The organism is Mycobacterium sp. TKK-01-0059 (genome assembly GCF_000709305.1).
GTDB lineage: Bacteria > Actinomycetota > Actinomycetes > Mycobacteriales > Mycobacteriaceae > Mycobacterium > Mycobacterium intracellulare.
The window spans coordinates 106,918-133,850 of the sequence record NZ_KL446994.1; the positions used below are offsets into that span (position 1 = coordinate 106,918).

At 68.2% G+C, this 26,933-nt stretch carries 29 protein-coding genes; 22 read left to right on the forward strand and 7 right to left on the reverse strand.

What is annotated here, in order from left to right; translation table 11 throughout:
- The first annotated feature begins 69 nt into the window (after positions 1 to 69).
- Complete coding sequence (trmI, locus tag K883_RS19725; RefSeq protein WP_014711540.1) at positions 70 to 915, forward strand: tRNA (adenine(58)-N(1))-methyltransferase TrmI; 846 nt, start codon at positions 70 to 72, stop codon at positions 913 to 915.
- A gap of 140 nt (positions 916 to 1,055) precedes the next feature.
- Here trmI and K883_RS19730 read toward each other — a convergent pair whose 3' ends face one another.
- Together K883_RS19730 and K883_RS19735 are read right to left on the reverse strand one after the other, a co-directional pair.
- Positions 1,056 to 1,355, reverse strand: a complete 300-nt coding sequence (locus K883_RS19730; RefSeq protein ID WP_008256301.1) for a DUF503 domain-containing protein — start codon at positions 1,353 to 1,355, stop codon at positions 1,056 to 1,058.
- 8 nt (positions 1,356 to 1,363) lie between these two features.
- Positions 1,364 to 1,975, reverse strand: a complete 612-nt coding sequence (locus K883_RS19735) for a lipoprotein LppK (protein ID WP_014711541.1) — start codon at positions 1,973 to 1,975, stop codon at positions 1,364 to 1,366.
- Positions 1,976 to 2,284: 309 nt separating this feature from the next.
- On the opposite strand from K883_RS19735, the gene arc reads away from it, so the two are divergent.
- A complete protein-coding gene (arc, locus tag K883_RS19740; protein ID WP_008256304.1) occupies positions 2,285 to 4,114 on the forward strand; it encodes a proteasome ATPase in 1,830 nt (609 codons plus the stop codon).
- 39 nt (positions 4,115 to 4,153) lie between these two features.
- On the opposite strand, the gene K883_RS28385 is transcribed toward arc, so the two are convergent.
- Entirely contained in the window at positions 4,154 to 4,387 is a 234-nt protein-coding gene (locus K883_RS28385; protein ID WP_231504864.1) for a hypothetical protein, read from the reverse strand.
- A 51-nt stretch (positions 4,388 to 4,438) separates the two neighbouring features.
- Here K883_RS28385 and K883_RS19745 point away from each other — a divergent pair, with 51 nt between their 5' ends.
- On the forward strand, positions 4,439 to 6,010 hold the full coding sequence (locus K883_RS19745; protein ID WP_231504865.1) for a hypothetical protein: 1,572 nt from the start codon (positions 4,439 to 4,441) through the stop codon (positions 6,008 to 6,010).
- Positions 6,011 to 6,017: 7 nt separating this feature from the next.
- Here the strand turns inward: K883_RS19745 and K883_RS19750 are convergent, their stop codons facing one another.
- Positions 6,018 to 6,623: a hypothetical protein gene (locus tag K883_RS19750; protein ID WP_008256307.1), complete on the reverse strand. Its 606-nt coding sequence runs from the start codon at positions 6,621 to 6,623 to the stop codon at positions 6,018 to 6,020.
- Positions 6,624 to 6,746: 123 nt separating this feature from the next.
- On the opposite strand from K883_RS19750, the gene dop reads away from it, so the two are divergent.
- The 11 genes from dop (at position 6,747) to K883_RS19805 (ending at position 18,836) form a co-directional block, all read left to right on the forward strand.
- Positions 6,747 to 8,255 (forward strand): pup deamidase/depupylase, encoded by a 1,509-nt coding sequence (dop, locus tag K883_RS19755; RefSeq protein WP_008256308.1) that lies wholly within the window; start codon positions 6,747 to 6,749, stop codon positions 8,253 to 8,255.
- Between the two features lie 117 nt (positions 8,256 to 8,372).
- Entirely contained in the window at positions 8,373 to 8,564 is a 192-nt protein-coding gene (locus K883_RS19760; RefSeq protein WP_008256309.1) for a ubiquitin-like protein Pup, read from the forward strand.
- Positions 8,561 to 9,436, forward strand: a complete 876-nt coding sequence (gene prcB / locus K883_RS19765; RefSeq protein WP_008256310.1) for a proteasome subunit beta — start codon at positions 8,561 to 8,563, stop codon at positions 9,434 to 9,436. Before K883_RS19760 ends, prcB begins: the two co-directional genes overlap by 4 nt.
- Positions 9,433 to 10,200 (forward strand): proteasome subunit alpha, encoded by a 768-nt coding sequence (gene prcA / locus K883_RS19770; protein ID WP_008256312.1) that lies wholly within the window; start codon positions 9,433 to 9,435, stop codon positions 10,198 to 10,200. Before prcB ends, prcA begins: the two co-directional genes overlap by 4 nt.
- Before the next feature lie 214 nt (positions 10,201 to 10,414).
- Positions 10,415 to 11,773: a Pup--protein ligase gene (gene pafA, locus K883_RS19775; RefSeq protein WP_008256314.1), complete on the forward strand. Its 1,359-nt coding sequence runs from the start codon at positions 10,415 to 10,417 to the stop codon at positions 11,771 to 11,773.
- Between the two features lie 75 nt (positions 11,774 to 11,848).
- Positions 11,849 to 12,856: a helix-turn-helix transcriptional regulator gene (locus tag K883_RS19780; RefSeq protein ID WP_008256316.1), complete on the forward strand. Its 1,008-nt coding sequence runs from the start codon at positions 11,849 to 11,851 to the stop codon at positions 12,854 to 12,856.
- The gene (locus K883_RS19785) at positions 12,853 to 13,824 is read left to right on the forward strand and encodes a helix-turn-helix transcriptional regulator (RefSeq protein ID WP_008256317.1); all 972 of its coding nucleotides are present in this window, start codon (positions 12,853 to 12,855) and stop codon (positions 13,822 to 13,824) included. The genes K883_RS19780 and K883_RS19785 overlap by 4 nt, the downstream gene beginning before the upstream one ends.
- 94 nt (positions 13,825 to 13,918) lie before the next feature.
- Positions 13,919 to 14,197 carry a Sec-independent protein translocase subunit TatA gene (gene tatA, locus K883_RS19790; RefSeq protein ID WP_008256319.1) on the forward strand — a complete coding sequence of 93 codons (279 nt, stop codon included), beginning with the start codon at positions 13,919 to 13,921 and terminating at the stop codon, positions 14,195 to 14,197.
- Positions 14,198 to 14,252: 55 nt separating this feature from the next.
- On the forward strand, positions 14,253 to 15,209 hold the full coding sequence (gene tatC / locus K883_RS19795; RefSeq protein WP_008256322.1) for a twin-arginine translocase subunit TatC: 957 nt from the start codon (positions 14,253 to 14,255) through the stop codon (positions 15,207 to 15,209).
- A gap of 19 nt (positions 15,210 to 15,228) precedes the next feature.
- Positions 15,229 to 18,009: a DEAD/DEAH box helicase gene (locus K883_RS19800; RefSeq protein WP_008256325.1), complete on the forward strand. Its 2,781-nt coding sequence runs from the start codon at positions 15,229 to 15,231 to the stop codon at positions 18,007 to 18,009.
- Between the two features lie 65 nt (positions 18,010 to 18,074).
- Positions 18,075 to 18,836: a DUF4333 domain-containing protein gene (locus K883_RS19805; RefSeq protein ID WP_008256331.1), complete on the forward strand. Its 762-nt coding sequence runs from the start codon at positions 18,075 to 18,077 to the stop codon at positions 18,834 to 18,836.
- A gap of 7 nt (positions 18,837 to 18,843) precedes the next feature.
- Here the strand turns inward: K883_RS19805 and K883_RS19810 are convergent, their stop codons facing one another.
- A complete protein-coding gene (locus tag K883_RS19810) occupies positions 18,844 to 19,800 on the reverse strand; it encodes a 5'-3' exonuclease (RefSeq protein ID WP_008256332.1) in 957 nt (318 codons plus the stop codon).
- Between the two features lie 142 nt (positions 19,801 to 19,942).
- Here K883_RS19810 and K883_RS19815 point away from each other — a divergent pair, with 142 nt between their 5' ends.
- The 4 genes from K883_RS19815 (at position 19,943) to K883_RS27115 (ending at position 22,431) form a co-directional block, all read left to right on the forward strand.
- Positions 19,943 to 21,070: a M24 family metallopeptidase gene (locus tag K883_RS19815; protein WP_008256333.1), complete on the forward strand. Its 1,128-nt coding sequence runs from the start codon at positions 19,943 to 19,945 to the stop codon at positions 21,068 to 21,070.
- A gap of 106 nt (positions 21,071 to 21,176) precedes the next feature.
- Positions 21,177 to 21,545, forward strand: a complete 369-nt coding sequence (locus K883_RS19820; protein WP_225337376.1) for a hypothetical protein — start codon at positions 21,177 to 21,179, stop codon at positions 21,543 to 21,545.
- 240 nt (positions 21,546 to 21,785) lie between these two features.
- The gene (locus K883_RS19825; RefSeq protein WP_014711543.1) at positions 21,786 to 22,079 is read left to right on the forward strand and encodes a hypothetical protein; all 294 of its coding nucleotides are present in this window, start codon (positions 21,786 to 21,788) and stop codon (positions 22,077 to 22,079) included.
- Positions 22,080 to 22,167: 88 nt separating this feature from the next.
- Positions 22,168 to 22,431, forward strand: coding sequence for a hypothetical protein (locus tag K883_RS27115; protein WP_080687334.1), 264 nt, complete (start codon positions 22,168 to 22,170; stop codon positions 22,429 to 22,431).
- A 63-nt stretch (positions 22,432 to 22,494) separates the two neighbouring features.
- Here K883_RS27115 and K883_RS19830 read toward each other — a convergent pair whose 3' ends face one another.
- The gene (locus K883_RS19830) at positions 22,495 to 22,905 is read right to left on the reverse strand and encodes a F420-dependent biliverdin reductase (protein ID WP_008256343.1); all 411 of its coding nucleotides are present in this window, start codon (positions 22,903 to 22,905) and stop codon (positions 22,495 to 22,497) included.
- Between the two features lie 35 nt (positions 22,906 to 22,940).
- Between K883_RS19830 and K883_RS19835 the strand changes: the two genes are divergently transcribed.
- From K883_RS19835 to K883_RS19850, 4 genes are read left to right on the forward strand one after another with little or no spacing between them, the layout of a single operon-like run.
- Entirely contained in the window at positions 22,941 to 23,690 is a 750-nt protein-coding gene (locus K883_RS19835) for an SDR family NAD(P)-dependent oxidoreductase (protein ID WP_008256344.1), read from the forward strand.
- Positions 23,691 to 23,721: 31 nt separating this feature from the next.
- Complete coding sequence (locus K883_RS19840) at positions 23,722 to 24,888, forward strand: bifunctional cobalt-precorrin-7 (C(5))-methyltransferase/cobalt-precorrin-6B (C(15))-methyltransferase (RefSeq protein WP_008256345.1); 1,167 nt, start codon at positions 23,722 to 23,724, stop codon at positions 24,886 to 24,888.
- Complete coding sequence (gene cobM / locus K883_RS19845; protein WP_008256346.1) at positions 24,885 to 25,640, forward strand: precorrin-4 C(11)-methyltransferase; 756 nt, start codon at positions 24,885 to 24,887, stop codon at positions 25,638 to 25,640. The genes K883_RS19840 and cobM overlap by 4 nt, the downstream gene beginning before the upstream one ends.
- A complete protein-coding gene (locus K883_RS19850; RefSeq protein WP_008256348.1) occupies positions 25,640 to 26,368 on the forward strand; it encodes a cobalt-precorrin-6A reductase in 729 nt (242 codons plus the stop codon). The genes cobM and K883_RS19850 overlap by 1 nt, the downstream gene beginning before the upstream one ends.
- On the opposite strand, the gene sigC is transcribed toward K883_RS19850, so the two are convergent.
- Complete coding sequence (sigC, locus tag K883_RS28390; protein ID WP_225337380.1) at positions 26,357 to 26,911, reverse strand: RNA polymerase sigma factor SigC; 555 nt, start codon at positions 26,909 to 26,911, stop codon at positions 26,357 to 26,359. The genes K883_RS19850 and sigC overlap by 12 nt on opposite strands.
- Positions 26,912 to 26,933 lie beyond the last annotated feature (22 nt).

The window sequence follows — 26,933 nt, forward strand, 5'->3', positions numbered from 1 at the left end:
AAGCCTATGACCGGGCTCCGACAACCCCCAAGCACCCGTGCGGGCGAGTCGGCTGGCACGCTAGACCGCGTGTCCGTAACCGGCCCGTTCACCGTGGGCGAGCGTGTGCAGCTCACCGACGCCAAGGGCCGGCATTACACGATGGTGCTCGCCGAGGGCGCCGAGTTCCACACCCATCGCGGGTCGATCCCGCACGACGCGGTCATCGGGCTCGAGCAGGGCAGCGTGATCAAGTCCAGTAACGGCGCCGCGTACCTGGTGCTGCGGCCGCTGTTGATCGACTACGTGATGTCGATGCCCCGCGGCCCGCAGGTGATCTACCCGAAGGACGCGGCACAGATCGTTCACGAGGGCGACATCTTCCCCGGCGCCCGGGTGCTCGAGGCCGGGGCCGGTTCGGGCGCGCTGACCTGTTCGCTGCTGCGCGCCGTGGGGCCCGGCGGGCGGGTGGTCTCCTACGAGCAGCGCGCCGACCATGCCGAGCACGCCCAACGCAATGTGTCGGTGTTCGCCGGCGGCGAGGCGCCGGACAACTGGGATTTGATCGTCAGCAATGTGGCCGACTCCGAGCTGCCTGATGGATCCTTCGATCGCGCCGTGCTCGACATGCTCGCGCCGTGGGAGGTGCTGGAGTCGGTCGCGCGGCTGCTCATCCCCGGCGGTGTGCTGATGATCTATGTGGCCACCGTCACCCAACTGTCGCGCGCCGTCGAGGCCCTGCGGGCTCTGCAGTGCTGGACCGAGCCGCGGTCGTGGGAGACGTTGCAACGCGGGTGGAATGTCGTCGGGCTCGCGGTGCGCCCGCAGCATTCGATGCGCGGGCACACGGCCTTCCTGATCTTCACGCGACGGCTCGCCCCGGGGGTGGTTGCGCCCGCGCCGCTGGGCCGCAAGCGCGAAGGCCGCGACGGTTAGTGGCGATCGCAAGCGCGGCGTTGCCGGGCGCAGCGGGTCGCCATCGTCGGCTTAGTGGCGATCGCAAGCGCGGCGTTGCCGGGCGCGGCGGGTCGCCACCGTCGGCTTAGTGGCGGTCGCAAGCGCGGCGTCGCCGTCGACTAGGCCAGATCTTCGGGGCGCACCAGCGAGCGTCGCACCGACAGCAGCTCGAACTCGGGATGCGCGGCCACCAGCCGCTCGGCCGCGTCCAGCACGTCGACCGCGTGGCCGCGGTCACCCGAAACCAGGGCGACCCCGATGCCGGCCCGTCGATACAACTCGTGCGAACCCGTCTCGGCCGCCGAGACGCTGAACTTGCGCTGCAGTTCGGCGACGACGGGACGGACGACCGATCGCTTCTGCTTGAGCGAGCGAACGTCGCCCAGCAACACGTCGAACTCGAGCCAGCCGATCCACATCCGGCGCGTCAGCCCGGCGGGTTTTGGGACGGACCGGGTTCGGGAGCCGGCGGGGGAGGCGGCGGTGCGGGTTCGGGTGGGCTCGCGGGGGCGCCGGAGGACGGGGCCGCCGGCGACTTGCCCATGGCCAACAGCGTTTCGGCGGTGTGCCGGGAAAGCTGCCAACCGCCTTGGAAGGGAGCGAATTCCATCGGGAAGGTGAAGTTCGCGTTGTCGGCCTGGGCGGTGTGGACGGCGACGCTGGCCTTCACATTGGACGGGTTCTTGTCCGACCACGCGATGTCGGTCGCGGCGAAGGTCATCGGCAGGTAGCCGTTGTCCCGCAACGCGTTGGTGAACTTGTCCAACGTGGCCGCGCTCTCCGGGGTGGCGCCCTCCACCAGACTCACCTTGGCGTCGCCGGGGACGTTCGGATCGGCCAGGCGGGCCAGGACATCGGTGAGGGCTTCGGGCGGTGGCAGGGGAGCCGTGGCGGGCGCAGCAACTTGGCTGGAAGTGGCCGGTGGCAGCGACGAGACGGTCGACGACTCGCTTGCGGGGTGCTTCGACGAACACGCCGCAAGACCGACCACCGCCAGGGCGATGGCGGTGCTGAGCGCTACGGACAGTGGTCGATGCATCCAGTGGGTCGGCCGGCTAAACGGCTCTGGCCGCTTCGGGTGGGAGCGATGTCGCTAAGGTCGGGCCGATGGGTGCAACTGAAGTCACACCGGCGGTGACTGCGACGCGAGCCGAGCCGGTGGCGAGGCTTTTTGCGGTCACTGTGCCACCTCCCGAGGCCGTTTCGATCATCACGATTAGTGGCCGAGATTACCAGCGTGACGAAAATCTTAACTTTTCGTGGGTATTTGACTACGCACATCAATCGTCAATCGCCGGTAGCTTTGAAGTATCCGCCGCGCCAATTCGGTGTGGGAAAGGAGCGCAAGATGGGTAGCTCAGAGCGTTCTGAAGCTTTCGGAACCCCCCACGAATCAGACATGTCCAGCGGCGACGAGGCCGAGTTGGAGCAGCTACGCCGCGAGGCGGCGATGTTGCGCGAGCAGCTCGAGCACACGGTCGGTGCGCAAGGCGGCGCCCGCTCTGCCCGCGACGTGCATCAGCTCGAAGCGCGCATCGACTCCCTCGCGTCCCGTAACTCGAAGTTGATGGAGACCCTCAAAGAGGCCCGCCAGCAACTGCTGGCGTTGCGGGAGGAAGTCGACCGGTTGGGGCAGCCGCCCAGCGGCTACGGCGTACTGCTCGGCACGCACGAGGACGACACCGTCGACGTGTTCACGTCCGGCCGCAAGATGCGCCTGACGTGCTCGCCGAACATCGAAGTCGCGTTGCTGCGTAAGGGCCAGACCGTTCGCCTCAACGAGGCGCTGACGGTCGTGGAAGCGGGCACCTTCGAGTCGGTCGGCGAGATCTCCACACTGCGTGAGCTCTTGGCCGACGGGCACCGGGCGCTCGTGGTCGGGCACGCCGACGAGGAACGCATCGTCTGGCTCGCCGAGCCGCTGGTCGCCGAGAACCTGCCGGACGGTCATCCCGACGCCCTCAACGACGACACCCGGCCCCGCAAGCTGCGGCCCGGCGACTCGCTGCTGGTCGACACCAAGGCCGGCTACGCGTTCGAGCGCATCCCCAAGGCCGAGGTCGAGGACCTGGTGCTGGAAGAGGTGCCCGACGTCAGCTACCTGGACATCGGCGGCCTGACCCGCCAGATCGAGCAGATCCGCGACGCCGTGGAGCTGCCCTTCCTGCACAAGGAGCTCTACCGGGAGTACGCGCTGCGTCCGCCCAAAGGTGTGCTGCTCTACGGTCCGCCCGGCTGCGGTAAGACGCTGATCGCCAAGGCGGTGGCGAACTCGTTGGCCAAGAAGATGGCCGAGGTCCGCGGCGACGACGCGCGCGAGGCCAAGTCGTACTTCCTCAACATCAAGGGCCCCGAGCTGCTGAACAAGTTCGTCGGCGAGACCGAGCGCCACATCCGGCTGATCTTTCAGCGCGCCCGCGAGAAGGCGTCGGAAGGCACCCCGGTGATCGTGTTCTTCGACGAGATGGACTCGATCTTCCGCACCCGTGGCACGGGGGTGTCCTCGGACGTCGAGACGACCGTGGTCCCGCAGCTGCTCAGCGAGATCGATGGCGTCGAGGGCCTGGAGAACGTCATCGTGATCGGCGCGTCCAACCGCGAGGACATGATCGACCCCGCGATCCTGCGGCCGGGCCGGCTCGACGTCAAGATCAAGATCGAGCGCCCGGATGCCGAAGCGGCGCAAGACATCTTCTCGAAGTACCTGACCGAGGAGCTGCCGCTGCACGCCGACGACCTCGCCGAGTTCGGCGGCGACCGCACGGCCTGCATCAAGGCGATGATCGAGAAGGTCGTCGAGCGGATGTACGCCGAGATCGACGACAACCGGTTCCTGGAGGTCACCTACGCCAACGGTGACAAGGAAGTCATGTACTTCAAGGACTTCAACTCCGGGGCGATGATCCAGAACGTCGTCGACCGGGCGAAGAAGAACGCGATCAAGTCGGTGCTGGAAACCGGTCAACCGGGCCTGCGCATCCAGCATCTGCTCGACTCGATCGTCGACGAGTTCGCCGAGAACGAGGACCTGCCCAACACCACCAACCCCGATGACTGGGCGCGGATTTCGGGCAAGAAGGGCGAGCGGATCGTCTACATCCGCACGCTGGTCACCGGCAAGAGCTCGAGCGCGTCGCGGGCCATCGACACCGAGTCGAACCTGGGTCAGTACCTCTAGAGGTTGTCGGTACGCCCGGCTAGCGTCGTTCGGGTGCGGCTACATTTCGATCCCGGCGACGACGATGCGTACGGCGCCACGCGTGATGCGCTGCTCGACGAGCTTGACCGCTGGCTGGATCGGCCTGAGCAAGAACGGGCCGGAGTGGTCACCGATGTCGATATTTTCTTGGATTGGCGCTATCGCGAATCCAACGGCGTTCTCGACGAATTCGCCCCCAGCGACGTGGCGGAGTTTCTGCTTCAGTGGTGCCCGCGCCGGTTCAAAGGGCATCCCAGTGGCGCCGCCTACCTGTGCAACGCGGTCGGCGTCTACGTCGACTTCATGGCGGCCACCGGACGCTTGGTGGGCGGAGTCGAACGCGCGACCCGGCTGAGGAAACTGGCGGCCGACCTCGCGCCCGCCTTGCACGCAGAATTGCGCAATCCCACGCCGGAGGTGGATGCGTTCAGCCCGGACGACGTCGACGAAAAGCTCCAGGCCGCGCTGGGCGAAATCGACGAAAAGTACGGCCGCGCCGTGGAAGAGGAGCCCGAGCCGTACGAGTTGCCGTTCGTGTACGTTCCGCCTCCGGCGTGCGACGTGGCGGCCGCCGCGGCCGACGCGCCGATGCTCGCGAAATTTGAGTCTCTGCGCGAGTACCTTGGCGCGGGCGGCAAGCAATTGACCGACAAGGGAAACCTCAAACGGGTCGACGGCCGCGCGCTGGTAGATCTCCTCGACACCGGTGATGACATGGACCCGCAGATCGGCGACAAGACATTCCGGACCTCGTCCACGGCGAATTTGCCGCGCCTGAATTTGATAGTCGACCTGGCCAGGGGCGCCGGCGCTGTACGCGTGCATCAGCGTCGTTTGGTTCCCGTCAAGGGGTGGGCCGCCCATACCGCCGTGCAGCGGGCGGGGGCGCTCTTCGCGGCGATCATCGAAGTCGGACCGCTGGAGTCGCTTTACTCCGGCCGCGTCTGGTTCCTTGACGAACTGCACGAGGTGCTCGACGACGGGATCGTGCACTGGCTGGCGCCGTTGCTTGCCGACGACACCACCGAGTTACCTTTCGAGTCTTTCCTGCAGTGGGCCGAATCGGTGGTAGCCCAGCGAATCACGCCTTTCGTGCCGGAACGTCAGGAGCATCTCGACGAATTCACGCAACGCTACATGGGCCGTATTTTCGAGGTCCTCGAGGAAGCCGGGATCGTGCGGTGGACCGATCGGATCGAGTTGCCGCAGACCTACGGACCCAGTGATTGGACCGGCGGCACAGTTGCGCTCACCGCCCTTGGCCGCCATGTACTTCCGAATTTTCTCGATGATGCCGGATACGTGCTGCGGCGCGTGGACAACGTCGCCGATGGCGATGGCGCGGATTTGATCGAAGCCCTGTTGTCGGTGCCGGAATCCCACCAGAATGCGCTCATCGCGGGTTGGCAGGCCGACCGTCCGGCCGCCGAGCGGGTGCAGATGCTCACCGAGGCAGTCGCGGCGACACCGGGCGCGGCCGGCCGCCTGATGGGATTCGTCGCCCTGAACGAGTTCGACATCGACGTGGCCGAACCCTTCGTTCGTCAGCTGCTGGACAGCCCGGTCGCCGGCCACGCCGCGCTCTGGCTGATCCAGCGGGACCGCGCCGACGCCGAGACGCTCGCGAGCTTTGTCGACGTTGCCGTGCTCGTCGACGTCCTTGCGGGGACCCTCGAATCGCCCGAGGAGCTGTGCGGCCTCTTCGCCGGTTTGTCCGACCCGTCCCAGTTGCTGGACGACATCTGGCGTCATCCGGCGCCGGAGACCGCGCTCGTCCTCGACGCGCTCGGCCGTCACCTGCCGGACCGAGCACTGGCCAAGGCCGCGCGCAAAGCGGCGGTGCGGCACCAGAGTTGGATGGCAAATCGCCTGTGATGCGGCGTCAGTCCAACTGGAGCGAGTAGCTGTTCGTCAGATCGTCCTGCGTGACATGCGCGGAACGGGTGCGGGTGTCCACCCGCAACTCCTCGGTCAGCACGCGCGGCTGATAGGCCCACCCGTGCGGCAGGTTGAGCCGGGCGGCCAAGCCGGGCAGGTCGGCGCGCGACAAGGTGGGGTCGGCGACCTGGCTCCAAGTCTGCATGACCCAGCGCTGCCCGCCGGGATCGAGGAGTTCGTAGACCTCTTCACCCGGGTTGAAGACGAAGACCGTGTGGCGGTTGACCTGATTGGCGGTATAGGGCGCGGGGTTCATCGACGACAACAGGACCGTGGCCTGCTGAATCATCTCGATCCCGCCGAAGGTCTTGGTGATACGCGGCCCTTGCCGTTGCTTCTCGATGGCGTTCATCAGCCAGTAGCGCGGACCGTTGAGCAGCGCCGTGGCCGCCCCGTGCTCCTTGGCGATGGCCTGGGCGTCGAGCTTCGACCACAGCTCGGCCGGACAGTCGTTGAGCGGGAAGCTGTTGTACACCGTGGCCTGCGGTCCCGCCTCCCCGGGGGTCACGAGAAGCACTTCGCCGTAACGCTTCCCGGATAGGTCGGTCATCCCGTGAAGCTAATCACCGTCGTCGGCGGCGTCAACAGCAAACGCGATCACCGATGACCAGCGGCGCCGGGGCGCCGACGCCCGGGAGAAGGTCAATTCCGCACCTCGCCTAGTCTTTGAAGCATGCAAAGGATTATCGGGACGGAGGTCGAATACGGCATTTCCTCGCCATCGGACCCGACGGCGAACCCGATCCTCACGTCGACGCAGGCGGTCTTGGCTTATGCGGCCGCGGCGGGCATTCAGCGCGCCAAGCGGACCCGGTGGGACTACGAGGTGGAATCGCCGCTGCGCGACGCGCGCGGGTTCGACCTGAGCCGCTCGGCCGGCCCGCCGCCGGTGGTCGACGCCGACGAGGTCGGCGCGGCCAACATGATCCTGACCAACGGGGCACGGCTCTACGTCGACCACGCGCACCCCGAATACTCCGCGCCCGAATGCACCGACCCGCTCGACGCCGTGATCTGGGACAAGGCCGGCGAGCGGGTGATGGAGGCCGCCGCCCGACACGTCGCCAGCGTGCCCGGGGCCGCGAAATTGCAGCTTTACAAGAACAACGTCGACGGCAAGGGCGCCTCCTACGGGTCGCACGAAAACTATCTGATGTCGCGGCAGACGCCGTTCTCGGCGATCATCGCCGGGCTGACCCCCTTCCTGGTATCGCGGCAGGTGGTCACCGGCTCGGGACGCGTGGGCATCGGGCCCTCCGGCGACGAGCCCGGCTTTCAGCTGTCGCAGCGCTCGGACTACATCGAGGTCGAGGTCGGCCTGGAGACCACCCTCAAGCGCGGCATCATCAACACCCGCGACGAGCCGCACGCCGACGCCGACCGGTACCGGCGCCTGCACGTCATCATCGGCGACGCCAACCTCGCCGAGACGTCGACCTATTTGAAGCTGGGCACCACGTCGCTGGTGCTGGACTTGATCGAAGAGGGCCCGGCGCACGGAATCGATTTGAGCGATCTGGCCCTGGCGCGGCCGGTGCACGCGGTCCACGCGATCAGCCGCGACCCGTCGCTGCGCGCCGCGGTGGCTCTGGCCGACGGTCGAGAGCTGACCGGGCTTGCGCTGCAACGGGTTTACCTCGATCGGGTGGCGAAGCTCGTCGACAGCCGCGACCCCGATCCGCGCGCGGCCGACATCGTCGAAACCTGGGCTCACGTGCTCGACCAACTCGAGCGCGATCCGATGGAATGCGCCGAGCTGCTGGACTGGCCCGCCAAGCTGCGTCTGCTCGAAGGGTTCCGGCAGCGGGAGAACCTGAGCTGGTCGGCGCCGCGGTTGCACCTGGTCGACCTGCAATACTCCGACGTCCGGCTGGACAAGGGTCTGTACAACCGGCTGGTCGCGCGGGGCTCGATGAAGCGCCTGGTGTCCGAGCACCAGGTGCTCGAAGCGGTGGACAGCCCGCCGACGGACACCCGCGCGTACTTCCGCGGTGAATGCCTTCGCCGGTTCGGCGCCGACATCGCCGCGGCCAGTTGGGACTCGGTGATCTTCGACCTGGGGGGCGATTCCCTGGTCCGCATTCCCACGCTGGAGCCGCTGCGGGGCAGCAAAGCGCACGTGGGAGCGCTGCTGGACTCGGTGCACAGCGCGGCGGAACTGGTCGAACAACTCACCAGCTAGCCGCCGGTTCGGCCGGGGAACGTCGGGGTTGACCGGTAGGGTAGGAAAGACCAACGGGCGGCGTGGCTGGACAATTGAAAGGCCATTCAACAAGCCCAGACAACGCAGGAGGCGGCGATGGCTCAGGAGCAGACCAAGCGTGGCGGTGGCGGCGACGAGGACGACTTCGCCGGCAGCACGGCCGCGGGCCAAGAGCGCCGGGAGAAGCTGGCCGAGGAGACTGACGATTTGCTCGACGAGATTGATGACGTTCTCGAGGAGAACGCCGAGGACTTCGTGCGGGCGTACGTCCAAAAGGGCGGCCAGTGACCTGGCAGTTCTCTGATCGCCTACCCATCAACTCCGCACTTCCGGGAAACCCCGCTGTAGACCTTTCCTCGTTCGCCGACTTCCTGCGCCGTCAGGCGCCGGAGTTGCTGCCGGCCTCCTTCGGGGCCGTCCAGTCGGAAAGCGCCGGGGCGCAGCTGCCCCACGGGACTACCATCGTCGCGCTGAAGTACCCCGGCGGTGTGGTGCTCGCCGGCGACCGGCGCTCGACGCAGGGCAACATGATCGCCGGTCGTGACGTCAAGAAGGTGTACATCACCGACGACTACACCGCGACCGGCATCGCCGGAACCGCCGCCATCGCCGTGGAGTTCGCCCGCCTTTACGCCGTGGAACTCGAGCACTACGAGAAACTCGAAGGCGTGCCGCTGACGTTCGCCGGCAAGGTGAACCGGCTGGCGATCATGGTGCGCGGCAACCTGGCCGCCGCCATGCAGGGGCTGGTCGCGTTGCCGCTGCTGGTGGGTTACGACATCGACGCGCCCGATCCGGAAGGCGCCGGCCGCATCGTGTCGTTCGACGCCGCCGGCGGCTGGAACCTGGAGGAGGAGGGCTACCAGTCGGTGGGCTCGGGCTCGATTTTCGCCAAGTCGTCGATGAAGAAGTTGTACTCGCAGGTCACCGACGCCGACTCCGCGGTGCGGGTCGCGATCGAGGCGCTCTACGATGCGGCCGACGACGACTCCGCGACCGGCGGGCCGGATCTGGTCCGCGGCATCTATCCCACGGCGGTCACCATCGGCGCCGAGGGGGCGCTGGAAGTGCCGGAGGGCCGCATCGCCGAGCTGGCTCGTGAGGTGATCCAAAGTCGTTCGCGCGCTGACACTTTCGGCCCCGATGGTGGTGAGAAGTGAGCTTCCCGTATTTCATCTCGCCCGAACAGGCGATGCGTGAGCGCAGCGAGCTCGCGCGCAAGGGCATCGCCCGGGGCAAGAGCGTGGTCGCCCTGGTCTATGCCGGCGGGGTGCTTTTCGTCGCGGAGAACCCGTCGCGGTCGCTGCAGAAGATCAGCGAGCTCTACGATCGGGTGGGCTTCGCCGCCGCCGGAAAGTTCAACGAATTCGACAATTTGCGCCGCGGCGGAATCCAATTCGCCGACACCCGCGGCTACGCCTACGACCGTCGCGACGTCACCGGCCGCCAGCTGGCCAACGTCTACGCGCAGACGCTGGGCACCATCTTCACCGAACAGGCCAAGCCCTACGAGGTGGAATTGTGCGTCGCCGAGGTGGCGCACTATGGGGAGTCGAAACCGCCTGAGTTGTACCGCATTACCTATGACGGGTCGATCGCCGACGAGCCGCATTTCGTGGTGATGGGTGGCACCACCGAGCCGATCACCACCGCGCTCAAGGACTCGTACGCCGAAAACGCCAACCTGCGCGAGGCCACGCGCATCGCCGTGAAAGCGTTGCGGGCCGGCAGCGAATCCTCCAACGGCGACCAGTCCACCCTGGACGTGGCCAGCCTGGAGGTCGCCATCTTGGACGTCAACCGCCCGCGGCGGGCGTTCCGGCGGATCAACCGCGCCACCCTGGAGAATTTGCTGCGCGAACTGGATTCGAACGGATCCTCCGACGGCGACGAGTCGGAGTCGAACGGCGGCTCGCCCGACTAGACCACCGTCGGGCATAGCGTCCGACGCGGTGGTGCTGGTGTGGCTGCCGGTGCTCAAGGTGCCGATGAGGCTCGCATCTCCCCGGGGTTGCGCCCCGGCCGCGTCATCGCCAGGTGGAGCGGCGCGGCCATAAAACCGGACCGCGCAAAACTTCGTCGATCGATACGCGCGGCTTGCTCACCGTCATGCTCGGACAACCAGTACGCTCGATTACGTGCAGCGACGAATCATGGGCATCGAGACCGAGTTCGGGGTCACCTGCACATTCCACGGCCATCGCCGGCTCAGCCCGGACGAGGTGGCCCGCTACCTGTTCCGGCGGGTCGTGTCGTGGGGGCGCAGCTCCAACGTCTTCCTGCGTAACGGCGCCCGCCTCTACCTCGACGTGGGCAGCCACCCCGAGTACGCCACCGCCGAGTGCGACAGCCTGGTGCAGCTGGTCACCCACGACCGCGCCGGGGAATGGGTGCTCGAAGACCTGCTCGTCGACGCCGAGCAGCGCCTCGCCGACGAGGGCATCGGCGGCGACATCTACCTGTTCAAGAACAACACCGATTCGGCGGGCAACTCCTACGGGTGCCACGAGAACTACCTGATCGTGCGGGCCGGCGAATTCTCCCGGATCTCCGACGTCCTGCTGCCGTTCCTGGTCACGCGCCAGCTGATCTGCGGGGCCGGCAAGGTGCTGCAGACCCCGAAGGCGGCGACGTTCTGCCTTTCCCAACGCGCCGAGCACATTTGGGAGGGCGTCTCGTCGGCCACCACCCGCAGCCGGCCGATCATCAACACCCGCGACGAGCCGCACGCCGACGCCGAGAAGTACCGGCGCCTGCACGTGATCGTCGGCGACTCCAACATGTGCGAAACCACCACCATGCTCAAGGTGGGCACCGCCGCGCTGGTGCTGGAGATGATCGAAGCGGGCGTGCCGTTCCGGGATTTCTCGCTGGACAACCCCATCCGCGCCATCCGCGAGGTCAGCCACGACATCACCGGCCGGCGGCCGGTGCGGCTGGCGGGCGGGCGTCAGGCCAGCGCCCTGGACATCCAGCGCGAGTACTACAGCCGCGCGGTCGAGCACCTGCAGACCCGCGAACCCAACGCCCAGATCGAGCAGATCGTCGACCTGTGGGGTCGCCAGCTCGACGCCGTCGAGAGCCAGGACTTCGCCAAGGTGGACACCGAGATCGACTGGGTGATCAAGCGCAAGCTGTTCCAGCGCTACCAGGACCGCTACAGCATGGAGCTGTCCGACCCGAAGATCGCCCAGCTCGACCTGGCCTACCACGACATCAAGCGCGGGCGCGGCGTCTTTGATCTGCTGCAGCGCAAGGGACTTGCGGCCCGCGTCACCACCGACGAGGACATCGCCGAGGCGGTCGACAATCCGCCGCAGACCACCCGGGCGCGGCTGCGTGGCGAGTTCATCAGCGCCGCCCAGGCCGCCGGCCGTGACTTCACCGTCGACTGGGTGCACCTCAAGCTCAACGACCAGGCGCAGCGGACCGTGCTGTGCAAGGACCCCTTCCGTGCGGTCGACGAGCGGGTCAAGCGGCTGATCGCCAGCATGTAGCCGCGCCGACGCGGTTGCGCGACGCGGTGCGCGGGTGGAAGCGCCGGGCGGCGACCATCGAATAATCTGGTGCCAATGGCGACGTCAAAAGTCGAACGGTTGGTGAACCTGGTCATCGCCCTGCTGTCCACCCGCGGGTACATCACGGCGGAAAAGATCAGGTCGAGCGTGGCGGGTTACTCGGAGAGCGCGAGCGCCGAGGCGTTCTCCCGCATGTTCGAGCGCGACAAGAACGAGCTGCGCGACCTCGGCATCCCGCTCGAGGTCGGCAGGGTGTCGGCGTGGGACGCATGCGAGGGCTACCGGATCAACCGCGACGCCTATTCGCTCGCGCCGGTCGACCTGACCCCGGACGAGGCGGCCGCGGTGGCCGTCGCGACCCAGCTGTGGGAGTCACCCGAACTCATCACCGCCACCCAGGGGGCGCTGCTCAAACTGCGCGCCGCCGGCGTCGACGTCGACCCCCTGGATGACGGGGCGCCGGTCGCCATCGCGTCGCCGGTCGGAGTGCCGGGCCTGCGTGGCTCGGAGGATGTTCTCGGAATCCTGTTGTCGGCCATCGATTCCCGACGGGCGGTCCAGTTTCCGCACCGGCCGTCGCGGGCCGAGCCCTACGCCACCCGCACCGTCGAGCCCTGGGGTGTCGTCACCGAGAAGGGCCGCTGGTATCTGGTGGGCCACGACCGCGACCGCGACGCCACCCGGACCTTCCGGCTCTCCCGGATCGGCCCCGATGTCACGCCGATCGGCCCGGCGGGCGCGGTCACCGTGCCGGAAGGCATAGACCTGCGCCGGATCGTGGCCCAGACGGTCACCGACGTTGCAGCGACACCGGCCGGCGGGCTGGCCCAGGTGTGGGTGGCCGCCGGGCGGGCCACCGCGCTGCGCCGGGCCGGCAGGCACGTCGGCGAACGGCGACTGGGTGAGCGCGACGGCGAGGTGATCGAGCTCGACATCCGATCCACCGACCAGCTCGCCCGTGACATCGCCGGCTACGGCGCCGACGCCCTGGTGCTCGAGCCCCAATCGCTGCGCGACGACGTGCTGGCCCGGTTGCGGGCGCATGCGGGCGTGTCCGCATGACCGCCATCTCCACCCGCCTGGTCCGGCTGCTGAACATGGTCCCGTACTTCCAGGCCAACCCGCGGGTCACCCGGGCCAAGGCCGCCGCCGACCTCGGGGTTTCGGCCAAGCAACTCGAAGAGGACCTCAACCAGCTCTGGATGTGCGGCCTTCCCGGCTACTTCCCGGGCGACCTCATCGATTTCCAGTTCTCCGGGGACACCATCGAGGTGACGTTCTCCGCCGGCATCGACCGACCGCTCAAGCTCACCTCACCGGAGGCCACCGGCCTGCTGGTGGCGCTGCGGGCGCTGGCCGACATCCCCGGCGTCGTCGACCCCGAAGCCGCGCGCAGTGCGATCGCCAAGATCGAGGACGCCGCCGGGGCCCTCGGCCACGACACCGCACCCGCTGCGACGGCCGTCGACGAGCCCGCGCCGGCGGAAAGCCGGGCCGCCGCCGCGGTGCGCGCCGCCGTGCAGTCGCGACACGCGCTGGCCATCGACTACTACTCCGCCTCGCACGACACCCTCACCAGCCGGGTCGTCGATCCCATCCGGGTGCTGCTGATCGGCGGCCACAGCTACCTGGAGGCCTGGTCGCGGGAGGCAGAAGGGGTCCGGCTGTTCCGCTTCGACCGCATCGTGGAGGCCAGCGAACTCGATGAGCCCGCAGCGCCGCCCGAGCCGGCGCTGCACGCGCCCCCCGACACCTCACTGTTCGACGGCGATCCCTCACTGCCGTTCGCCAAACTACGGGTCGCGCCCACGGCGTCCTGGATGTTCGAGTACTACCCGATGCGCGACGTGCGCGAGTTGCCCGACGGATCCTGCGAGGCGGTGATGACCTACGCCTCCGAGGACTGGATGACGCGGCTGGTGCTGGGCCTGGGGCCGGCCGTGCGGGTGCTGGCACCGGAGTCGCTGGCACAGCGGGTGCGGGACGCCGCGGCGGCCGCGGTGGCGTCGTATGACGCCCTGAGCTCATAAAAGTCCAGGCAACGTGGCCCCTCGGCGCGGCGCGGGCCCACCGCCACGCGGCGCTGCTGCGGTAGCATCGGGTCAACGTCTGGAGGTAATCAAAGTGGGCAGTCTGAGTCCGTGGCACTGGGCGATCCTCGCGGTCGTGGTGATCTTGCTGTTTGGTGCCAAGAAGCTCCCCGACGCGGCGCGTTCGTTGGGCAAGTCGATGCGGATCTTCAAGTCCGAGATCCGGGAAATGCAGAGCGAGAACAAGCCGGAGACCTCGGCTTTGGGGACCCAAAGCGACGCCCCCGCGGCGAACCCGACGCCCGTGCAGTCGCAGCGGGTCGACCCTCCGGCGCCCAGCGAGCAAGGGCACAGCGAAGCACGCCCGGCGTAGCCGCCGTCATCGTCGCGGTGCCCGAGCGCCCCTGACCGAGCCCTAGACGAGCATCGTGAAATCACTCAAGGTTTCAGCGCGCACTTCTGGCCTGCTGAAGCGCCTCAACCCACGCAACAGACGCAGTCGCACCAACCCGGACGCGACCATGTCGCTGGTCGACCACCTCACCGAACTGCGCAGGCGGCTGCTGATTTCCCTGGCGGCCATCGTGCTGACCACGATTTTCGGGTTCGTCTGGTACTCGCATCCGATCTTCGGGCTGGAAAGCCTCGGCGAGTGGCTGCGTCATCCCTACTGTTCGCTGCCGCAGTCGGCGCGCGCGGACATCAGCGCCAACGGGCAATGCCGGCTGCTGGCCACCGCGCCGTTCGACCAGTTCATGCTGCGGCTCAAGGTGGGACTGACCGCCGGGGTGGTACTGGCCTGCCCGGTCTGGTTCTACCAGCTGTGGGCGTTCATCACCCCCGGCCTCTATCAGAAGGAGCGCCGCTTCGCGATCGCGTTCGTGGTCCCGGCCGTGGTGCTGTTCGGCGCGGGTGCGGCGCTGGCCTACTTCGTGCTGTCCAAGGCCCTGGGCTTTTTGCTGACGGTCGGCAGCGACGTGCAGGTGACCGCCCTGTCCGGTGACCGCTATTTCGGGTTCCTGATCAATCTGCTGGTGGTGTTCGGCGTCAGCTTCGAATTCCCGCTGCTGATCGTCATGCTCAACACGGTCGGCCTGCTGACCTACCAGCGGCTCAAGTCGTGGCGGCGCGGCCTGATCTTCGCGATGTTCGTGTTCGCGGCGGTATTCACACCAGGCTCCGATCCGTTTTCGATGACCGCACTCGGCTTGGCGCTGTCCGTCCTCCTCGAGTTCGCCATCCAGATCGCCCGCCTCCACGACAAGCGCAAGGCCAAACGCGAAGCCCAGACGGAGATCCCCGACGACGAAGCATCGGTCATCGATCGGCCCACCGCGATACCGGAGCCGTCGGTCACCGCCGGGCAACACGACGATGTCACCTGAACCGTCGGCGCCCCATGAGGTGGCGGAGCTGGTCGAACTCACCCGATTCGCCATGGATCTGCCCTTCGCGCTCGACGGCTTTCAGCATCGGGCGTGTGTGGCGCTCGAACGCGGCCACGGCGTGCTGGTCTGCGCGCCGACCGGCGCCGGCAAGACCGTCGTCGGGGAATTCGCGGTACACCTGGCGCTGGCGGCCGGCGGCAAGTGCTTCTACACCACGCCGCTCAAAGCGCTGAGCAACCAGAAGCACACCGACCTGACGGCGCGCTACGGCCGCGACCGCATCGGCCTGCTCACCGGGGACATGTCGGTAAACGCCGATGCGCCCGTCGTGGTCATGACGACCGAGGTGCTGCGCAACATGCTCTACGCGGATTCGCCTGCGCTGCAGGGCCTTTCCTACGTGGTAATGGACGAAGTGCACTTCCTGGCCGACCGGATGCGGGGCCCGGTGTGGGAAGAGGTGATCCTGCACCTGCCGGACGAAGTCCGCGTGGTCAGCCTGTCGGCGACGGTGAGCAACGCCGAGGAGTTCGGCGGCTGGATCCAGACCGTGCGCGGCGATACGACGGTCGTCGTCGACGAACACCGGCCGGTGCCGCTCTGGCAACACGTGTTGGTGGGCAAGCGCCTTTTCGACCTCTTCGATTACCGGCATTCGGACACCCCCGAGCAGCCGGGCGCCCCGCGCGAGCCGCGCGTCAACCCGGATCTGTTGCGGCACATCACCCATCGCCGCGAGGCGGATCGGATGTCGGATTGGCAGCCGCGGCGAAGTGCCGGACGCGGGCGTCCGCCAGCGCGGTCGGGCCGGCCCCGGCTCTACCGCACGCCGGCGCGTCCGGACGTGATCGCGAGCCTGGATGCCGAAGGGCTGCTGCCGGCGATCACGTTCGTGTTCTCGCGGGCCGGCTGTGACGCCGCCGTCCAGCAATGCCTGCGTTCGCCCCTGCAGCTGACCACTCAGGAAGAGCGGGCGCAGATCGCGGAGGTGATCGAGCACCGCTGCGGCGATCTCGCCGACGCCGACCTGGCCGTGCTCGGCTACTACGAGTGGCGCGAGGGGCTGCTGCGCGGTTTGGCCGCCCACCACGCCGGCATGTTGCCCGCCTTCCGGCACACGGTCGAAGAGCTGTTCACCGCCGGGCTGGTGCGGGCCGTGTTCGCCACCGAGACATTGGCGCTGGGGATCAACATGCCCGCCCGCACCGTGGTGCTCGAGCGGCTGGTCAAGTTCAACGGCGAGCAGCACGTGGCGCTGACGCCGGGGGAGTACACCCAGTTGACCGGGCGCGCCGGGCGGCGCGGCATCGATGTCGAGGGCCACGCGGTGGTGCTCTGGAATCCCACCGAAGAAACCACCGAACCCTCCGCGGTCGCCGGGCTGGCCTCCACCCGCACCTTCCCGCTGCGCAGTTCGTTCGCCCCGTCGTACAACATGACGATCAACCTCGTGCAGCAGATGGGCCCCGAGCAAGCACATCGCTTGCTGGAGCAGTCATTTGCGCAGTATCAGGCCGACCGTTCCGTCGTCGGGCTGGTGCGCGGCATCGAGCGGGGCGACGCGATGCTGGGCGAGATCGCCGGCGAGCTGGGCGGCCCCAAGGCGCCGATCCTCGAGTACGCCCGGATGCGCGCGCGCATCTCCGAGATGGAGCGCGCCCAGTCGCGTGCCTCGCGATTGCAACGCCGGCAGGCGGCCACCGACGCGCTGGCCGCGCTGCGCCGGGGCGACATCATCAACATCGCCCACGGCCGGCGCGGTGGGCTGGCCGTGGTGCTGGAATCCGCCCGCGACAGCTCCGACCCGCGGCCGCTGGTGCTCACCGAAAATCGTTGGGCGGGAAGGATTTCCTCGGCCGACTATTCGGGCATGTCGGCGCCGGTCGGGTCGATGCCCCTGCCGAAGCGGGTCGAGCACCGGCAGCCGCGCGTCCGCCGCGATCTGGCGTCGGCGCTGCGGTCGGTCGCCGCCGGGCTGGCCATTCCGGCGAAGCGCCGCGGCCGCGGGGACGCCGACGGCGAATTTCATGACCCCGAGCTGGCGAAGCTGCGCGAACAGCTGCGGCGGCACCCGTCGCACAACACGCCCGGCCGGGAAGAACAGGTCCGCCAGGCCGAGCGCTACCTGCGGATCGAACGCGACAACGCGCAATTGGAGAAAAAGGTTGCGGCAGCGACCAATTCGCTGGCCCGGACCTTCGATCGGATCGTCGGGCTGCTCACCGAGCGTGGCTTCATCGAAGGCGGCGACGGCGATCCCCGGGTCACCGACGACGGGCGGCTGCTGGCGCGCATCTACAGCGAAAGCGATCTGCTGGTCGCCGAATGCCTGCGCACCGGCGCGTGGTCCGGTTTGAAGCCCGCCGAGCTGGCGGCGGTGGTCTCGTCGGTGCTGTACGAGAGCCGGGGCGGGGACGGGCCGGGCGCGGCATTTGCCGCCGACGCCCCCACGCAGCCACTACGCCAGGCGTTGCAGCAGACGTCGCGGCTGTCGATGGCGTTGCGCGCCGACGAGCAGACGCACCGGATCGCCCCGAGCCGCGAACCCGACGACGGCTTCGTCAACGTCATCTACCGTTGGGCCCGGACCGGTGATCTGGCCGCGGCGCTGGCGGCGGCCGACCCGGCGGGCAGCGGCTCGCCCCTGCTGGCGGGCGATTTCGTGCGCTGGTGCCGGCAGGCGCTTGACCTGCTGGACCAGGTGCGCAACGCCGCCCCGGACGCCGAGGTTCGGGCCACCGCGAAGCGGGCCATCAACGACATTCGGCGCGGCGTCGTTGCAGTTGACGCCGGGTAGGCTAGGCCGGAGCTACCGTTAAACGCCGATAGTTCATGCCGAGACACAAGGGGCTGAGGAGAAAGATGAGCGGACCGCAGGGATCGGACCAGCAGTGGCAACCGCCCGGCCAAGGTCAAGGCAGCGACCACTCGTCGGACCCGACCCAGGTGGCGCCGTCCTGGCACGACCAGCAGACCCAGGAGGCCTCGTGGCAGGCGCCCGCCTACACGCCGCCGGCCGAATACCCGCAGTACCAGCAGCCGGCTGAACAGGCCTATCCGCAGCAGTACCCCCAGCAGCCGGGCTATGCCCAGCCCGGGCAGTACGGTCAGCCGGGTCAATACGCCCAGCCGGGTCAGTACGGGCAGCCGGGCCAGTACCCGCAGCCCGGCCAGTACGGGCAGCCGGGCCAATACCCACCGCCGGGTCAATACGGGCAGTACGGTCAATACGGCCAGCCGGGCCAGTACCCGCAGCAGTACCCGCCCTATGAGCAGCCTGGCAAGAAGCGACCGGTTGGGCTGATCGCCGGCGTGGGCGGCGGCATCGCGTTGCTGCTCGTCGTCGTCGTGCTGGTGCTGGGATTCTGGCAGCCGGGCTTCTTCGTCACCACCAAGCTCGACGTCAGCAAGGCGCAGGCCGGGGTTCAGCAGGTCCTCAGCGACGAAACGAACGGCTACGGCGCCAAGAACGTCAAGGACGTCAAGTGCAACCACGGCCAAAACCCGACCGTCAAGAAGGGCGCCACGTTCGACTGCGACGTCAGCATCGACGGCGCGCCGAAGCACGTGACGGTGACGTTCCAGGACAACAAGGGCACCTACGAGGTCGGCCGCCCTCAGTAGCGGACCCTCAGGTCGGCAGCGCGTCGAGCGCTTTCTGCAGGCGCGCGACCGACGATCCGACGCCCAGTTCGGTCGCCAGCTTGGCGGTTCGTTGCGGATCGGCCGCGACCAGCGGTAGTTCGTCGCTGGCCGTCGAAAACGTGACGTGCGCGTCGGTGGCCACCCGCACCACGTCGCCGGCCGCCTCGATGTAGTCCAGCGCGCCCAGCAGTTTCGCCCGCAGGCCCTTGGGCATCTTCGACTTCGGATCGTGGGCGGCGGCCAGGATCTGTTCCAGCGAGCCGTGCTGGGCCAGCAATGAGGCCGCGGTCTTCTCGCCGACGCCCGGGACGCCCGGTAGGCCGTCGGACGGGTCGCCGCGCAGCAACGCGAGTTCGGCGTAGGCGGGCCCGGCCCGCTCGACCGGCACGCCGTAGTGCTCGGCCACCTCGGCGGGCCCGAACAACGTGGCTTTGCTCAGCCCGCGGCCGAGGTAGAGCACCCGCACCGGGACCGGATCGTCCGACACCACCTGCATCAGGTCGCGGTCACCGCTGACCACCACGACCGGGTCGTCGCGTTCCCGCGCCGCCAACGTGCCGAGCACGTCGTCGGCCTCGAAACCCTCCGCGCCCGCCGTCGGAATCCCGAAGGCGTCAAGCAATTCGGCGATCATGTCTATCTGGGGCGTCAGGTCGTCGGGGACCTCCTCGATGTCCGGTTCGCCCGGCGGCTCGGGCTCGGCCACGCGGTGGGCCTTGTAGGACGGCACGAGGTCGACCCTGAACTGCGGCCGCCAATCCAGGTCCAGGCAGACCACCAGCCGGCTTGGTCGCTGTTGGGTAATCACGAAGGCGACGGAATCGATGAATCCGCGAACCGCGTTGACGGGCCGGCCGTCTGGGGCGGTGATCGAGGACGGGACCCCGAAATACGAACGGAACCACATGCTGGCGCCATCGAGCAGCACTAGTGGTCCTGGCATGCCGCATATGGTCTCACGCCGTCGAACGTCGACTTGTTGTCGGCCGGGCGACTCCACCCCGTCGAACGTCGAGTTGTTGTCGGCCCACGGGCGAAATCGGCGCAACAAGTCGACGTTCGGCGGGCGGGTTAGCCTGACTGCCATGGAGTCACACCGCTTCGACGCAGCCGTGTATGCCCGTCGATTGGCCGCGGCCGCTGCCGCGGCCGCCGATGCGGGTCTGGCCGGGCTGGTGATCACGCCGGGGTATGACCTGCGCTACCTGGTCGGGTCGCGCGCCCAGACCTTGGAGCGGCTCACCGCGCTGGTGTTGCCCGCGTCCGGTGACCCGACGGTGGTGGTGCCGCGACTGGAGCTGGCCTCGCTGAAGGGGTCGGCCATCGCCGAACTCGGCCTGGCGGTGGTCGATTGGGTCGACGGCGACAATCCCTACGATCTGGTGGGCGCCGGGCTGGGCGGTGCTCCCGCCGCGACCGCCGTGACCGATTCCATGCCGGCGCTGCATCTGCTCCCGCTGGCCGGTGTGCTCGGCGCGCTGCCGGTGCTGGCCACCGACGTGTTGCGCACGCTGCGAATGGTCAAGGAGGAGTGCGAAGTCGACGCGCTGCGCAAAGCCGGCGCGGCCATCGATCGGGTGCACGCCCGGGTGCCGGAGTTTTTGGTGCCCGGCCGCACCGAGGCCGACGTCGCCGCCGACATCGCGGACGCCATTGTGGCCGAAGGGCATTCGGAGGTGGCGTTCATCATCGTCGGATCCGGGCCGCACGGCGCCGACCCGCATCACGGGTATTCGGATCGCGAACTGCAGGCCGGTGACATCGTCGTTGTCGACATCGGCGGCGCCTATGAACCCGGGTACAACTCCGATTCGACGCGCACCTACAGCATCGGTGAGCCGAATCCAGAAGTGGTTGAACAGTATTCGGTGCTGCAGCGCGCCCAGCGCGCCGCTTATGAGGCGGTACGCCCGGGCGTGACGGCCGAGCAGGTCGACGCGGCCGCCCGCGATGTGCTGGCCGCCGAAGGACTCGCCGACTATTTCGTGCACCGCACCGGGCACGGCATCGGCTTGTCGGTGCACGAAGAGCCCTACATCGTCGCCGGAAACGACCTCCCGTTGACCGCGGGCATGGCGTTTTCCATCGAGCCGGGCATCTATTTCCCAGGCCGCTGGGGCGCGCGCATCGAGGACATCGTCGTCGTGACCGAGGACGGCGCCCTGACCGTCAACAACCGGCCGCACGAACTGATCGTCGTTCCGGTCGGCTGACGCTGTGGATGCCTGAGTTGTGGCGGCTCGGGGGCGCGGCTAGCTTGGCGGCAGCGATCATTGGGTGAGTAGCGTCGCCGGACGGGCCTGAGCGAAAATTTCCCGTGTGGCTCCCTTGGCCGTTGATCCGGAGGCGATGTACGCCGCGGGCAGCGCGGTGGTTGCCGCTGGTGATGGCCTTGCCGCGAGTCTGGCCATCCTGACCGCTGGTTTGTCGGCCCACACCGGGGTGGACCGCGCCGGCGAGGTGTTCGGCTTGGGGTATCAAGACACGGCGGAATCGCTGCTGAAAGCGGCGGCGGCGGCCGTCAACGCGTGCCGGAAATGCGGGGCCATCATCCAGCAGGGCGCGGCGAACTATTCGAACGTCGACGCGGCTTCGACGCTGGGCGGCGGTGGCGGCGTATTGCAGTCGCCATCTCCGCCGGCCGAGCTCGCCGCGCCCAAAGCCCCGGGAACGATGGGGCCCGGCTAGCCGCCACCGATGCTGTGGGCGGTCGTGCAGTCGTTTGTTCTCGAGTTGTGGCCCGACGGCGATGTAGCGGGTTTGCGTGCGGCCACATCTCGTTGGCGTGGCTTCGCCGCGGCGGCCAAAGGGGTGGAAAACGGTCGAGCTTCCACGACTCATGGACAATCCACGTGTCACCAAGATCGTGATCATCGATCCCGAAACAGGTGCTGAAACAACGGTTTTCGAGCGATGAAGGAGCCGAGGATGGATCCGGCCGACATTAGCGCCGCAATTGTCGTGGCCATCAGCGACACCACCGTTCCTCATATCGACAAACAGAAGGTGCTGGAGGTGTACGGGCCATCGCAAGCCGAATTGCTGGTTTCGCGTATTTCCGCACTGGTGCGTGAGGCAGTTGGCATGCCGATCGAGTGGGGCAATATGACGTTAGCGGAGGGCGTGAACGATATCCTCCGACGATTCCATCAAAAGCATCCAGAGTTATCCCAGGAAGCGTTGCATGAGATTGGCCGATGCGTTGGATGGAATCTTCGTTAACGGATGCTGCGATCGGCAAACTGCTAGACCAAGTTATCGCACCGGCGGCCTAGGCGTAGTCCGGCCCGGCTGACCTAGAAAAAATGTAATGAAATATGACGACACCTACTTTTCGCGAGACGATAGGTATTCGATCGGCGTCGAGACGATGTCGGGTCGATACTACGCTTCCATACCTGTGAGCAACGGAATCGTTGACTACGAAGAATATTACGAGCTCACGCCGAGTCAATACCACGAGTTTCTACGCGACAGCGGAGCGGCAATTCAATTCGTAGAAGCTTGCCGCAGGCATGAGCATGACGACCTACTGCTACAACAACCAGGCAATAATCGCGGAACTCCGGTGTGAAGGCCGAACACAGTCGCCGTCGGTCGGTCGCGGCGAGATCCGAGGCGATCCGTCTCGGCGCTCTTACGCGCCCCGGTCCAAAAGATCCGACGACCCGAGCACCCGCTCCACCTGAACCTCGATGACCACGCGCCGCGGGTTGGGGCGCGGCGTGCGGTAGCGCTGGGCGTAGCGCAACTCGGCGTCGCGCACCGCGTCGGCGTCGCTGTTCACCTTGGACCGGCCCTCCAGCGACAGCCAGCGCGCGCCGTCGACCTGGCTCAGCACGGCCAGCCCGCCGCGATCGGCGTTGACCGCCTTCTGGGACCCGCCGGTGGTGATGACCCGCGCGATGTGCGTCCTGGGGTCGAAGGTGAAGCCGACTGCCACCACGTGCGGCGAATTGTCGGCTCGCAACGTGGTGAGCATGGCCAGATGGCGTTCCGACAGAAACGCGAGGGCCTCGTCGGTTAGTCGGGTCGTGGTATTCGCCATCACCGCTCACGCTAGCGCAGGTAATAATCGCAGCCGTGGACGACACGGGCGCGGGTCCAGTACTAATCCTGGGCGGACGCAGCGAAATCGGGGTCGAGTTGGCGCGACGCCTGGCCCCCGGGGCGACGGTGGTGCTGGCCGCGCGCCGCGCCGATCAGCTCGCTGACCAGGTCAGCGCGCTCAAAGCGGCCGGCGCCGCCGCGGTCGACACCAGGGAATTCGACGCCGACGACCTGGCCTCGCACGCCGCCCTGGTCGCCTCGGTCGTCGCCGACCACGGGCCCATCGGCACCGCGGTGCTGGCCTTCGGAATCCTGGGCGACCAGGCTCGCGCCGAGACCGACGCCGCGCACGCGGTCGCCGTCGTGCACACCGATTACGTCGCCCAGGTCAGCATGCTCACCCACCTCGCCGCCGCCATGCGCAACGCCGGCAAAGGCCGACTGGTGGTGTTCTCCTCGATCGCCGGTGCCCGGGTGCGGCGCGCCAACTACGTCTACGGCTCGGCCAAAGCCGGCCTGGACGGCTTCGCCAACGGTCTGGCCGACGCGCTGCACGGCACCGGGGTGCGGGTGCTGATCGCCCGCCCGGGATTCGTCATCGGGCGTATGACGGAAGGCATGACGCCCGCGCCCCTGCCCAGCACGCCCACGAAGGTGGCCGCCGCGACCGCGCGGGCGCTGGCGAAAGGCCGGCGCACCGTGTGGATCCCATGGGCGCTGGGACCCGCGGCCGCCGTGATGCGATTGGTGCCCGCGTTCCTCTGGCGCAGGATGCCGCGATGATGCGCGCCCGCGGCGATGAGGGGCCGCGCTCGTGATCGTCGTCGTCGGTATCGGCGCCGACGGCATGGCCGGTCTCGCCGAAGCATCGCGAGCCGAATTACGAAGGGCCACAGTTATTTACGGCTCCCAGCGCCAACTTAACGTGCTCGACGACACGGTGCCCGCGCGCCGCCGGGAGTGGCCCTCGCCGATGCTGCCCGCCCTGAAAGCGCTGCCCATGGACGACGACATCCACGTGGTGGCCAGCGGCGACCCGCTGCTGCACGGCATCGGCGGCACGCTCATCCGCCTACACGGCCCCGAGAAGGTACGGGTGCTGCCGCACGTGTCCTCGGTGACACTGGCGTGCGCGCGGATGGGCTGGAACGTCCACGACACCGAGGTGATCAGCCTTGTCACCGCGCAACCGCACACCGCGGTGCGCCGCGGCGGGCAGGCGATCGTGTTGTCGCAAGGCAGATCCACACCCACCGAGCTGGCCACCCTGCTCAACGCGCACGGCCGCGGTGATTCGCAGCTCACCGTGCTCGAAAGGCTCGGCGGCCCAGACGAACACCGCCGCGACGGCACCGCCCGCGACTGGGCCGGCGGCGCGCCCGGCCACGTCGACGACCTCAACGTGATCGCCGTGCGCTACCTGCCCGACGAACGCGTCTCCCCAATACCCGACGACGCATTCACCCACGACGGCCAGATCACCAAACTCGGGATCCGCGCGGTGACGCTGGCCGCCCTGGCGCCGCGGCCGGGGGAGCGGTTATGGGACGTCGGCGCGGCCTCGGGCAGCATCGGCGTCGAGTGGTGCCTGAGCGGACCGGGTTGCGGCGCAATAGCCTTCGAACGCGACGAACAACGCCGTCACAACCTTGAGCGCAATGCCGCGGCTTTCGGCGTCGGCATCGAGGTGCGCGGCGACGCCCCCGAGGCCTTTGACGGCGCCGCGCCGCCGTCGGCGATCTTCATCGGCGGCGGCCTGACCCAGCCCGGCCTGCTCGACGCCTGTCTCGACCACCTGCCCGCCGGCGGGCGGCTTGTCGCTAACATGGTCACCACCGAATCGGAAGCCGCTGTCACACAGGCATATACGCGCCTCGGCGGTGAGCTGCGACGCTTCCAGCACTATCACGGCAAGGCCCTGGGCGCCTTCACGGGCTGGCAGCCGCACTACCCGGTCACCCAGTGGGTGATGACCAAATGACGGTATATTTCATCGGCGCCGGGCCGGGCGCCGCCGACCTGATCACCGTCCGCGGTCAACGGCTCCTCCGAACCTGCCCCGTGTGCCTGTACGCCGGGTCAATCATGCCCGACGACCTGCTGGCGCTCTGCTCTAAGGACGCGAAAATCGTTGACACGGGCCCGCTCACGCTGGAACAGATCATCGCCGAACTACGTGACGCGCATGCCGCAGGACACGACGTGGCGCGGCTGCACTCCGGCGACCCGTCGCTGTACAGCGCGCTGGCCGAACAGTGCCGCCGACTCGACGCGCTGGGCATCGACTACGAAATCGTGCCGGGCGTACCGGCTTTCGCCGCCGCTGCGGCCGCCCTGAAGCGCGAGCTCACCGTCCCCGGCGTCGCGCAGACGGTGACGCTGACCCGGGTGGCGACCCTGTCGACCGCGATGCCGCCCGGCGAAGACCTGGCGACGCTCGCCCGATCCGGCGCCACCCTGGTCCTGCATCTGGCGGCCGCCCAGATCGACGCCATCGTTCCGCAACTGCTCGACGGCGGCTACCGCCGCGAAACACCCGTCGCCGTCGTGGCTTTCGCGAGCTGGCCGCAGGAGACGGTGCTGCGCGGCACGCTTGCCGACATCGCCGCCCAGATGCACGAGGCCGACATCACCAAGACCGCGGTCATCGTCGTCGGCGACGCGCTGACCGCGGGGGAATTCACCGACAGCTATCTGTATTCGACCGGGCGGGCCCGGGGGAGCAGGCATTGATGCGCGTCTTGCTGCTCGGCGGCACCGGCGAGGCGCGCGCGCTGGCGAAAACCCTGCACCCCCGCGTCGACGTCATCAGCTCCCTGGCGGGCCGGGTGCCGGACCCGGCGCTGCCCGTCGGCCCCGTGCGCATCGGCGGCTTCGGCGGCGTGGACGGCCTGCGGCGCTGGCTGCGCGACGAAGGCATCGACGCCGTCGTCGACGCCACCCACCCGTTCGCGGCCACCATGACGGCGCACGCCGCCACCGCATGCGGCCAATTGCGGATACCTCATCTGATCCTGGCGCGCCCGGCCTGGGATCCCGGCGAGGCACTTGTCGTCGGGTCGGACACGCATGCGGCGCAAACGGTTGCCCGGCAGGGCTATTCGCGCATATTCCTCACCACCGGTCGCTCCGGCGTCCACGCCTTCGCCGGCAGCGACGCGTGGTTTTTGATCCGGGCGGTCACCGAACCCGACAGCGCCTCGCTGCCGCGTCATCACCGGCTGGTGCTCTCGCGTGGCCCGTACCGCTACGACGAGGAAGTCGCGCTGTTGCGCGAGCACCGCATCGACGCGCTCGTCACCAAGAACAGCGGGGGGCAGATGACGCGGGCCAAACTGGATGCCGCCGCCGCGCTCGAGGTGCCGGTGGTGATGGTGGCGCGCCCGCCGCTACCCGAAGGCGTCACCACCGTCGGCACCGTGGCCGACGCCGCGGAATGGGTTGGCGCGCTAGCCGGTTAGGTCGCTGCGCTCGCCGTCGGCCAGCAACGCATCGCGGGCGCGCGCGACCCGGGAGCGGATGGTGCCCACCGGGCAACCGCACACCGCGGCGGCGTCGGCGTAAGGCAGCCCGAGCAACTGGGTGAGCAAAAGCGCTTCCCGCTGTTCGGGATTGAGGCCGGCGATCATCGTCGTAACCTCAACGAGGTCTTCGAACCCGCGGGCGTTGCGGTCGCCGCGCACCACGTGTTCGGGATCGGCGCCCAGCGCGGCACGCGGCCGCGACTGCAGCTGGCGGATGTGATCGGCCACGACCCGGCGCGCGATGGACAGCAGCCAAGTCCGGGCGCTCGAGCGTCCGGAGAACCGCTCGATGGCGCCGATGGCGCGCAGGAAAGTCTCTTGGGTCAGATCGTCGGCATTGCCGGCATCGGAGAGGTAGGCGACGAACCGCCACACGTCTTGCTGGGTGGCTTTGATGAACGCCTCAAGCGCTCGCGCGTTCCCGCGCGCGGCGGACAAAGCAAGCTCGGTTACCGCCTCGTCGTCGCTCGGCGCGATCATGCTCAACCACCTTAGTTGCGCG